The sequence below is a fragment of the Allofournierella sp. genome, from assembly GCF_048388525.1.
Taxonomy (GTDB): Bacteria; Bacillota; Clostridia; order Oscillospirales; family Ruminococcaceae; genus BQOK01.
Map to the genome: position 1 here is coordinate 1 of NZ_DBGCTQ010000094.1, position 10,052 is coordinate 10,052.

Below are 10,052 nucleotides of genomic sequence, written 5' to 3' on the forward strand. Positions count from 1 at the left end.
CTTTTCTTCTTTGCTTCGCATGATATATTTTCGTCGCATATTTTCTCTCTCCTTTTCCTTTATACTAACACAAAAAGATGGTAGGCACTTTCGTGTCTACCATCTTTTTACCACTTCAGCCAGTTGGCTGCCGGGCTTGACTTTATGCAGGGGACGCGCCGGGGCTATTCCATGCCCAGAATGGCGATGCCCACCACCGCGAGGCCGATGACCGCGTAATACTTCCAGCTGAGCTTTTCTTTCAGGAAAATGCGGCTCCACAGCACGCTGAACACGCAGTAGCTGCTGATGAGGGGCGCGGCCACCACCGCATTGCCGCCGATGGCGAAGATGTAGGTGAACTGGCCCGCGGTCTCCACCAGGGCGGCGGCGAACTTGGGCTTTTCGTCCCACAGGCGGAAGCGCTGCTTTTTGATGACCACAACATAGATGAACGCGCACACCGCCATGAACAGAAAGGTGAACTCGTAGGCAATGTTGGCCTGCTCCTCGGCGATGCGGGTATCCAGCAGAAGGGCGTCGGCAAAGGTGCCCAGGCCGTCGATGATGCAGTAGAGGATGGGGAACAGGATGGCCCACACGCTTTTTTGGTACTTGACGGGGCTTTGCTCCCTGCGCTCGGCCCGCTCGGCGTCGCCCTGGCGCTTTTCCAGCAGCGAGAGCAGCAGAACGGCCAGGCAGATCAGCGCCACGGCGGCCAGCTGCAGGCCGGTCATGGCCTGCTTTAAAAACACAAAGCAGAGCACCGCGGCCACCGCGCCGGAGGAGTTGCAGATGGGGCTGGACACCGACAATTCAATGTACCGCAGCCCCGCATACCCCAGGATCATGGCCAGGATGTACAGCAGCGAGGCGGGCAGGTAGGTGAGAATATCGCCAAAGGCGAAGGGGGTGCCGGTGGCGACCATGTAGATGCCGTGCAGGCCCATGACGGCACCCACGGCGATGATCATTTTCCAGTGGCTGTAGGTGTCGCTGGGCTTGGAGCCCATTTTGGAGAACAGGTCGGAACCGCTCCAGAATAAAATTGAAAACAGGGAAAAGACAAACCAACTCATGCTTCAAACTTCCTTTACATTGTTTTAGGGGGAGGCTTAAAGCGGGGCCGGGGGCGGCCTGCGGGGAAACCGGTGGGCCACGCTGCTCCAGCAGTGGGCCGGCATGTGGGCGTGGGCCGTGGGAACACGGCGGGCGCTGTGCATAGGGCAGACCTTCCTTTCCGGCGCCGGGCCTAAAGTTTGCCCTGTGCGGCGGGAATGCCGCGCACAGAACGATTTATTCTAGCACAAAAGGGCGCGGGGTGCAAGGGCGCGGCGGGAGCGCGGAAAAAAACGCCGCCCCGGGCGGTTTGCCGGGGCGGCGGCGCAAGGGGCGCGTTTACGCCAAAGGATTTGTTTTTTCGGCCAGCCAGGCGCGCTCGGCCTCGGTCAGGCGGGGGGCCAGGGTATCGTATACAGTTTGATGGAAGGCGTTCAGCCAGGCCTTTTCGCTCTCGTCCAGCAGTTCGGCCCGGACCGGGGTGAGGTCGATGGGGCAGTAGGTCACCGCCTCAAAGCCCAGGAACTGGCCGTACTGGTTCTTTTCGCGCTCCACGCAGACCAGCTCGTTCTCGATGCGGATGCCCACCTCGCCCTCTTCGTAAATGCCGGGCTCATCGGTGACCAGCATGCCGGGCTTAAACACCACATTGTTGTTGATGCGCAGATTGTGGGGCCCCTCGTGCACGCCGCCGAAAAAGCCCACCCCGTGGCCGGTGCCGCACCGGTAGTCGATGCCGTGGGCCCACACCGGGGCGCGGGCGATGACATCCAGGTTGCCGCCGGTGCAGCCGGAGAGGAACTGAAGCTTCGCCATGTCGATGTGGCTTTTTAACACATAGGTGTAATAGGTGCGCTCGTTTTCAGTGAGCCCGCCCAGGGCGTAGGTGCGGGTGATGTCGGTGGTGCCGTCGAGATACTGGCCGCCGCAGTCCACCAGCAAAAAGCCCCGGGGCTGGATTGCAGAACAGTTTTCGGGCGTGGCATGGTAGTGCATCATGGCGGCGTTGGCACCGTAGGCGGCAATGGTATCAAAGCTGGCGCCCTGGTTGAGCTCCTGTTCTGCGCGCAGGGCAAGCAGCTTTTGCTCCACGTCCACCTCGGTCACGGCGCGGCCGGCGGCCAGCCCGGCCTCCAGCCAGATGGCAAAGCGGACCATGGCCACGCCGTCTTTGGCGTGGGCGGTCTTGAGATTTTCGATCTCGGTGGGGTTCTTGACGGCTTTGAGCGCCTGGACCGGGTCGCAGCCCTCCACCAGGGTGAAGCAGGGGTTGGACTGCAGGGCGGTGTAGATGGCCCAGTTGGTGCCCGCGGTGTCGACCAGGACGGTGTGGTCGTGGTGGTAGCCGGTCAGGGTGCCCAGCAGCTTTTCATAATCCATCACGCGGACCCCCTGCGCGCCCAGGGCGGCCGCGGCCCCGGCAGGCAGGCGGCCGGCGTCCATGAAGAGCATGGCGTCGTCCGGGGTGACAAAGCAGTAGGCCAGGGCAAAGGGGGTACAGTCGATATCCGCCGCGCGGAGGTTGAGCAGCCAGGCCACGCTGTCGAGCCGGGTGACCACCATGGCGCCGGCCTTTTGTTCTGCCAGCGCGGCGCGCAGGCGGGCCAGCTTTTCGCCGGCGGAGAGGCCGGCATATTTTACGTCCAGCAAAAAGGCCGGGGTGGCGGGCACGGGGGGGCGGCCCTCCCAGTTGCCCTCTACCAGATCGACGCTTTTGATGACCGCACCCTTTGCGGCCAGGGCTTTTTGCAGGCTTTGCACGGTGGCAGTGGGGGTGACCATGCCGTCCAGCGCGAGCACCTGCCCCTCGCTGAGGGCCGCGGCCAGGTATTCCTCCACGGTGGGCACGCCCTCCACGCCGATGCGCTGGAGCTGCACCTCGCTGCCGGCCAGCTGCCGTTCGGCCTGGATGAAGTAGCGCCCGTCGGCCCAGAGGGCGCTGGCGCTCCCGGTCACCACCAGGGTGCCCACGCTGCCGGTAAAACCGGAAAAGTAGCTGCGGGCGGCCCAGTGGTCGGGCAGATACTCGCTGGCATGGGGATCGGAGGAGGGGATCAGGCAGGCATCTGCCCCGGCGGCCTGCATGGCCCGCCGCAGCAGGGCAATTTTTTCGTTGGTGGTCTTCATGCTAAAAACCTCTTTTCGTTTGCTTGTTGGGCGGCGGGAACACGCAGGGGCCCCACCCGCCCGGTCACTGCTACCATTCTAGCACCCGGCGGCAGATTTTGAAAGGCTTTTTTCGCGCCGGTTCCCCTGCGGGGGTGTTGACAAATTGGGTATAATAGTAAGTGGAAGAAACAAAAGGGCGGCCGGGTGGATGCACCGGGCCGCCGCTTGCGTAAAAAGGAGCGGGAACGACATGACGAAAATTGATATTTTTTCCGGTTTTTTGGGCGCTGGAAAGACGACCCTGATCAAAAAATTGATCGCGGAAGCCTATGCGGGCGAAAAGCTGGTGCTGATTGAAAACGAGTTCGGCGAGATTGGCATCGACGGCGGCTTTTTAAAGGAAGCCGGCATCGAGATCACCGAGATGAATTCGGGCTGCATCTGCTGCAGCCTGGTGGGCGACTTCCGGGAGGCGCTGAAAAAGGTGATTGACCAGTATACGCCGGACCGCATTCTGATTGAGCCCTCGGGCGTGGGCAAGCTGAGCGACGTGACCAGGGCGGTGGCCGCCGTGGCACAGGAGCGGGAGGTAAAGCTGAACTGCTTTGCCACCGTGGCGGATGTGAACAAGGTCAAGCTGTATATGAAAAACTTCGGCGAGTTTTACAACGACCAGATCAGCCACGCCAACGCCATTATCCTGAGCCGCACCGGAGCTGCCAGCGAGGAAAAGGCGGCGGCCGCCGTGGCGCTGATCCGCGAAAAGAACCCGGAGGCCACGGTTGTGACCACCGACTGGGCGGCGCTTTCGGGCGGGCAGATCCTGGCTGCGATGGAGCAAAAGCAGAACTTTGTGGCCCAGCTGCTGGCCGAGACCGAGGCGGAGCAGCACGGGCATCACCACCATGAGCACGGGGAAGAGTGCTGCCACGAGGGGCACCGCCATGAGCATGGGGAGGAGTGCTGCCATGAGGGGCATCACCATGAGCATGGGGAGGAGTGCTGCCACGAGGGGCATCATCACGACCACCACCACGCCGACGAGGTGTTCACCAGCTTTGGCCGCGAAACAGCACGCCAATTCACCGAAGCCGAGGTGCGCGGCGCCCTGGCAGCGCTGGACACTGGGAAGTACGGAACGGTGCTGCGGGCCAAGGGCATGCTGCCCGGCGAAGGCGGCTGGATCTATTTCGACTATGTGCCCGGCGAGGCGGATGTGCGCACCGGAAGCCCCGACGTGACCGGCCGGCTGTGTGTGATCGGCGCCAAGCTGGACGAAGAGGCCCTGGCCGGGCTGTTTCAGCTGGCCTGAGATAGAGGAAAAGTACAATGGCGGAAAAAGAGATACCGGTATACCTGTTTTTGGGCTTTTTGGAGAGCGGTAAGACCAGCTTTATTCAGGAAACCATGAACGACCCCGCATTCGATTCCGGCGACAAAACGCTGCTGCTGGTGTGCGAGGAGGGGGAGGTGGAGTACGAACCGGACAAATTCGCCTTCGGCGGCACCACGGTGGAGGTACTGGAGGACAAGGCGGAGCTGAACCCGGAACACCTGGCCGCGCTGGAAAGGGCCAGCGGCGCCGGCCGGGTGATCGTGGAATACAACGGCATGTGGCCGGTGCAGGACCTGGCGGAAGCGCTGCCGGGGAACTGGGTCGTTTACCAGGCGATCTGCACGGCGGACGGCACCACCTTCCGCACCTATTTTGACAACATGCGCCAGCTGATGCTGGACAAGTTCGCCGCCGCGGAGCTGCTGGTGGTGAACCGGGCCGAGGCGGTGAGCGCCAGCCCCGACCGGGAGTTTATCCACAAGGCGGTGCGGCAGGCCACCCGCCGCTGCGACATCGCGTATGAATCTGCCGACGGCAGCGTGGAGTACGACGAGCTGCCGGACGAGCTGCCTTTTGACATCAACGCCGACGTGATCGACATTGCCGACGAGGATTTTGGCATTTGGTATATGGACGCCAGCGAGGACCCGGAGAAGTACGCGGGAAAAACAGTTCGCTTCACCGCGCAGGTATGCCAGACCCCCCGGGTGGGGCAGGGCCAGTTCGTGCCGGGGCGCTTTGCCATGACCTGCTGTGTGCAGGATATACAGTTTGTGGGCTTTCCCTGCAAGTACGACGGGGTGAAAACGCTTGCCCAGCGCAGCTGGATCAAGCTGACGGCCAGGGTGCGGGTGCAGTTCCACCCGCTGTTTGGGGGCAAGGGCCCGGTGCTGACCGCGCTGGAGCTGGAAGCGGCGCAGCCTTTAAAGAATGACGTGGTGACCTTTAGCTGAAAGAGAGCCTCCAAACATTTTTAAACGTTTGGAGGCTCTCTTTTTGTGCATATTTACCACTTTTTGGGGAGAAATATACTATATAACTGGTCTGCTAGTGTCATAGTAAATAATCAAAAAGGGAATGGTATGTGGCAAAGTTACAAAAATCCGCGAAAGAAAGAATTATTTGTCGTAAAAACAAAGTATTTATGCTATATTTTAAAGTACAGTGTAAAATGCAGAAAAGTGCCCGGAGGGCAAGTGGAAAGGACGGATAGAGAGGTGGAGACCAATAAATTGTTCGAGGCCGAGTGGAACCTGATGGACATTGTGTGGGAGAACGCGCCGGTCACCGCGAGCAGGGTATCGGCCATTGCCGGCCAGCGGTTTGGCTGGGCGAAAAATACCACCTACACCGTGCTCAAGCGGCTCATTGCAAAGGGCGTGATCCAGCGCGGGGGAAATGATTTTACCGTGACGCCGCTGGTGAGCCGGCAGCAGATACGGCGCGGCGAAGCCTGCGCCCTGCTGGAAAAGCGCTTCCAGGGGGACGCCGCCGGCCTGTTGGAGACCCTGCTGGAAGCGGGCAGCGTGCCACCCGAGCAGCTGCCCCGGCTGCGGCGGCTGCTGGGCGAGGACTAACTCCAACAGCGACCCTCAAAAAGGAAATTTATTTGAAAGCGGGCCCGTGCCGATATCGGCACGGGCCCGCCTGCACTTTGGGGCGACGCTTTTTCGTTGCGCCGACGGCGGCCCTGTGGTATACTCATACCATATACAAAACTTTTGAGAGGAGAAGGGAAAAATGGGATTTTTTCGACGTTTTTTATCGGTTGGCCTGGGGATCGCCGCAGGAGCCTTTGCCTATAAGCTGCTGAAGGACTACAACGACGACGGCCACATTGACGGGGAATATGTGGAGCTGCCGCCCGAGCAGGGCCAGGGGGAACAAGAGGCCCCGGCGGCGCCCGCCGGCGGCGCGGCCGACGCCGCCCCGAACCCGAACCCGGTGGAGCTGGGCGCGGCCGAAAAACCGCTTACCGGCGACGGGCGGCTGGACGCCACCCGCATTGCCTCCCCCGAGGACTTTGGCGACTGGGACGACCTGGGCTGCAAGGGCTGAACACGGGAAAGGGGGCAAGGCCCATGGCGGAAGCGGTGCCCACGGTGCCGGCAAAGCGCATTTTGTCGTCCTACCAAAAGAACGGGTGGTTTGGTTCCGGTTACACCATGAACCTGTACCGGGGCTGCTGCCACGGCTGCATTTACTGCGACAGCCGCAGCGCCTGCTACGGTGTGCAGGACTTTGACACGGTGCACGCCAAGGAGAACGCCCTGGCCCTTTTGGAAGCCGATCTGCGCGCGACCCGCAGGCGCGGCGTGGTGCTGACCGGCTCCATGGGCGACCCCTATAATCCGTTTGAACCCGCCGAGCGGCTGACCCACGGCGCGCTGAACCTGTTTTGCCGCTATGGATTCGGCGCGGTGGTGCTGACCAAAAGCGACCTGGTTTTAAACGATCTGGGCTTGCTTTTGCGCCTGGGGGAGCGGGAACCGGTGGCAGTGATGTTCAGCATTACCGCCCTGGACGACGAACTCTGCCGCCAGGTGGAGCCGCACGCGCCCCCCACCTCGGCCCGGCTGGCCGCCCTGCGCGAGCTGTGCGCGGCCGGGGTGCTGTGCGGCGTGGTGCTGACGCCGATCCTGCCCTTTTTGGAGGACACCCCCGGGAATGTGACCGGCATCGTGCACGCCGCGGCCCGCGCGGGTGCGGCGTACTGCTATGTGGGCGGCCCGGGCGATTTTGGGGTGACCCAGCGGACCGGCCAGCGGGAGTATTTTCACGCGGAGCTTGCGCGGCGCTTTCCCGGGATGGAAACACGGTACAAAAGGGCCTTTGGACCAAAATATTTTTGTGCCAGCCCGCGCGCGCTGGAATTGCAGGCCGCGTTTGAGGCGGCCTGCCGGGAAGAGGGGCTGGAGTGGCGGCTGCCCCGGATCGAGGGGCTCATCAAGGGCGCCGAGCCCAGCCAGATGACGTTTTTATAACAAACTGTGATGTGAGAAGCCGACAGATGGAATTTCAAAAAGACGATTTGACCGAAGCAAAAAGGCAGATCGATTCAACCCTGCACAAATTGAGAGAAACGGTTAAAACTTTGGAAGCAAAGGAAAATACAGGGAGATATAAGCCGCAGATTACATTGGCAAAAAGGCGGATAAGGGCGTTTGAAATTGCAAATTGCCTGATAGAGAAGGAACTGGGCCACCAGAAAACACATTCCGATTTGCCGGGCTGACGGCGTTTTGCCTTGGAAGGACAAGGCGTGCGGGGCCACCCGCCCGCATTCAATAAGGGAAAGGCCCGGCGCTCTTTCGAGCGCCGGGCCTTTCCCGCACACAAAACCCTTAGGGGAACGCAAAATAAAATTCAGGCCGCCCGCAGACCGCGGCCTTTTTGGGGGCGGGCGACGCGCAGCCGGGGCGCCCGGCCCGGACGGGGCGCAGGGCGGCTGCCGGCGCGGCGCAGCACGGCAATGGCAAGCCCCAGCCCCGCCAAAGCCAGAGCGGCGGCAGGCAGGGCAAGACTGCCCTCGATGGCGGCGCCCGCCACCATGAGCATGCCCAAAGCCGCCAGGATGCAACCCATATCACACACGAATTTTTTCATGATGCCGCCCCTCACTGTAGGTTTGTACCGCATGGATGCGGTGTGGTTTCTGAATTTATCTTACAACAACTATTAGTTGTTGTCAAGCGAAAATTAACAACTTTTTTTATTAATGCGCCTTTACATAAACACTTTGCGGTTGTATAATAACAATAGAGATGAAAGGAGTGGATCGCCTATGTTTCAGGAGCGCTTAAAAAAACTGCGCAAGGAAAAGGGCTACAGCCAAAAGGTGCTTGCCGCAAGGCTGGGGGTAAGCCAGCAGGCTGTGGGAAAATGGGAGACCGGGCGCTCCTCGCCGGATCCGGCCACGCTGGCGCGGCTGGCCGCGCTGCTGGAAAGCTCGGTCGATTCGCTGCTGGGCATTGGCGCGGTGGAGCAGCCCAGTGCGGTGCAGCGCTTTTTTGGCGGCTACGAGGAGAGCCCCATCCCGGTGGTGGGTACCGTGCGGGCCGGCTACGGCGCGCTGGCCTTTGAAGAGGACTACGGGGTGGAATACGCGCGGGTAAAGGACCCCTCGAACTACTTTTACCTGGTGGTAAAGGGCGACAGCATGGAGCCCCGCATTCAGGACGGCGACCTGGCTTTGGTGCACCGGCAGCCCACCCTGGAGAACGGGGATCTGGGCGTGATGGTGTTCGGAGAGGGCGAGGGAACGCTGAAAAAATTTATCCAGCGGGGCAACGCGGTGATCCTGCAGCCCTTCAACCCCCGCTATGAGGCAAAGGTAATCCGGGGGGAAGAGCTGGATCAGCTGTTCATTGCCGGCAAGGTGGTTGAAACGAAAGCAAAGTGGTGAGAGGGGCCGGCCCTTGGCCACAATGCTATCTTACCATAGGATGAATCCCATAAACCGTACTTCAAAAGGAAAGAAGCGTGTTTTTTGATGCCCCTTACCCGGCTGTATTTGATCCGCCACGGCCAAACCGACTGGAACGTGCGCGCGGCGCTGCAGGGCCGCACCGACATTGCACTGAACGACACCGGCCGGGCACAGGCCCGGGAGGCCCGCGCTTTATTGCAGGGCGTGCGCTTTGACGCGGTATACTCCAGCCCTTTGAGCCGGGCGGTGGAAACGGCGGCGCTGGTGAGCGGCTGGGAACGGGGCGCAATCCAAACGGATGAGCGGCTGACCGAGATTGCGTTCGGCCCATGGGAGGGGTGCGAGAGCCGCGGGCTCGGCCCGGCCTTTGCCCCCTTTTTTGCGGACCCGGCAAACTACCGCCCGCCGCAGGGGGGCGAAAGCCTGCAAAGCCTGATGACGCGCACAGGCGCGTTTGCGGCCGAGATGCTGGCGCGGCATGCGGGGCAAACGGTGCTGGCGGCCAGCCACGGCGCTGCACTGCACGCGCTGCTGACCTGCGCGCTCAGGCGGCCCATGAGCGAGTTCTGGGCTGTGAACCTGGACAATTGCTGCGTGGCGGTGCTGGAGAGCAGCGGCGGGCCCTTCCATTTAAAAGAGGTGCTCGGCAAGGCGGACGCCGGGTATGCGGAAAAGTATTTGAAATGAGCGGCGCAAAATTTTTTTGAGCTGTGACAGATGCAGCTGGGCTTTGCGGCCCTGCCCCCAAAGGGAAATGGGAAAAAGAGAGCCTGCCCCCGGCCGATGGCATTGAAAGGCCCGGCGGCGGGCAGGGAATTTGGGTTGAAAGGCCCCCGCGCAGCGGCGGGCCCGGTTTTGTGCACCCTTTTGGGAGAGCAGCCCAGCGGACAGAGGAGGCGCGAGCCCGTGGATATGATGCAAAAACTCACGATTTTGGCCGACAGCGCCAAATACGACGTTGCCTGCACCTCCAGCGGGGTGGACCGGCAGGGCAAGGCGGGGAGTATTGGAAGTGCCAGCGCGCCGGGCATCTGCCATGCCTTTTCGGCGGACGGGCGCTGTGTGAGCCTTTTGAAGGTGCTGATGACCAATGTGTGCGCCTATGACTGCGCGTATTGTGTGAACCGGAGCTCAAACGAT

At 61.5% G+C, this 10,052-nt stretch carries 11 protein-coding genes and 1 pseudogene; 9 read left to right on the plus strand and 3 right to left on the minus strand.

Annotated elements, in window-relative coordinates:
* Positions 1-164: 164 nt before the first annotated feature.
* Entirely contained in the window at positions 165-1,058 is an 894-nt protein-coding gene (locus tag ACMLHZ_RS11325) for an EamA family transporter (RefSeq protein WP_418667806.1), read from the minus strand.
* A gap of 319 nt (positions 1,059-1,377) precedes the next feature.
* The gene (locus tag ACMLHZ_RS11330) at positions 1,378-3,165 is read right to left on the minus strand and encodes an aminopeptidase P family N-terminal domain-containing protein (RefSeq protein ID WP_418667807.1); all 1,788 of its coding nucleotides are present in this window, start codon (positions 3,163-3,165) and stop codon (positions 1,378-1,380) included.
* A 232-nt stretch (positions 3,166-3,397) separates the two neighbouring features.
* On the opposite strand from ACMLHZ_RS11330, the gene ACMLHZ_RS11335 reads away from it, so the two are divergent.
* The 6 genes from ACMLHZ_RS11335 (at position 3,398) to ACMLHZ_RS11360 (ending at position 7,718) form a co-directional block, all read left to right on the plus strand.
* A complete protein-coding gene (locus ACMLHZ_RS11335) occupies positions 3,398-4,459 on the plus strand; it encodes a GTP-binding protein (RefSeq protein ID WP_418667808.1) in 1,062 nt (353 codons plus the stop codon).
* A 17-nt stretch (positions 4,460-4,476) separates the two neighbouring features.
* Positions 4,477-5,436, plus strand: coding sequence for a GTP-binding protein (locus tag ACMLHZ_RS11340; RefSeq protein ID WP_177565443.1), 960 nt, complete (start codon positions 4,477-4,479; stop codon positions 5,434-5,436).
* A gap of 264 nt (positions 5,437-5,700) precedes the next feature.
* On the plus strand, positions 5,701-6,060 hold the full coding sequence (locus tag ACMLHZ_RS11345; protein ID WP_418667809.1) for a BlaI/MecI/CopY family transcriptional regulator: 360 nt from the start codon (positions 5,701-5,703) through the stop codon (positions 6,058-6,060).
* A gap of 163 nt (positions 6,061-6,223) precedes the next feature.
* Positions 6,224-6,541: a hypothetical protein gene (locus ACMLHZ_RS11350; RefSeq protein WP_418667810.1), complete on the plus strand. Its 318-nt coding sequence runs from the start codon at positions 6,224-6,226 to the stop codon at positions 6,539-6,541.
* 23 nt (positions 6,542-6,564) lie between these two features.
* The gene (locus tag ACMLHZ_RS11355) at positions 6,565-7,467 is read left to right on the plus strand and encodes an SPL family radical SAM protein (RefSeq protein WP_418667811.1); all 903 of its coding nucleotides are present in this window, start codon (positions 6,565-6,567) and stop codon (positions 7,465-7,467) included.
* Between the two features lie 26 nt (positions 7,468-7,493).
* The gene (locus tag ACMLHZ_RS11360; protein ID WP_418667812.1) at positions 7,494-7,718 is read left to right on the plus strand and encodes a hypothetical protein; all 225 of its coding nucleotides are present in this window, start codon (positions 7,494-7,496) and stop codon (positions 7,716-7,718) included.
* Positions 7,719-7,849: 131 nt separating this feature from the next.
* Here ACMLHZ_RS11360 and ACMLHZ_RS11365 read toward each other — a convergent pair whose 3' ends face one another.
* Positions 7,850-8,089: a hypothetical protein gene (locus ACMLHZ_RS11365; protein WP_177565432.1), complete on the minus strand. Its 240-nt coding sequence runs from the start codon at positions 8,087-8,089 to the stop codon at positions 7,850-7,852.
* Between the two features lie 178 nt (positions 8,090-8,267).
* Between ACMLHZ_RS11365 and ACMLHZ_RS11370 the strand changes: the two genes are divergently transcribed.
* From ACMLHZ_RS11370 to ACMLHZ_RS11380, 3 genes and pseudogenes are all read left to right on the plus strand, one after another.
* Positions 8,268-8,888, plus strand: coding sequence for a LexA family protein (locus ACMLHZ_RS11370; protein WP_418667813.1), 621 nt, complete (start codon positions 8,268-8,270; stop codon positions 8,886-8,888).
* An 87-nt stretch (positions 8,889-8,975) separates the two neighbouring features.
* Positions 8,976-9,599 (plus strand): histidine phosphatase family protein, encoded by a 624-nt coding sequence (locus tag ACMLHZ_RS11375; RefSeq protein WP_418667814.1) that lies wholly within the window; start codon positions 8,976-8,978, stop codon positions 9,597-9,599.
* Positions 9,600-9,818: 219 nt separating this feature from the next.
* A pseudogene (locus ACMLHZ_RS11380) lies at positions 9,819-10,052 on the plus strand (biotin synthase); the annotation flags it as partial.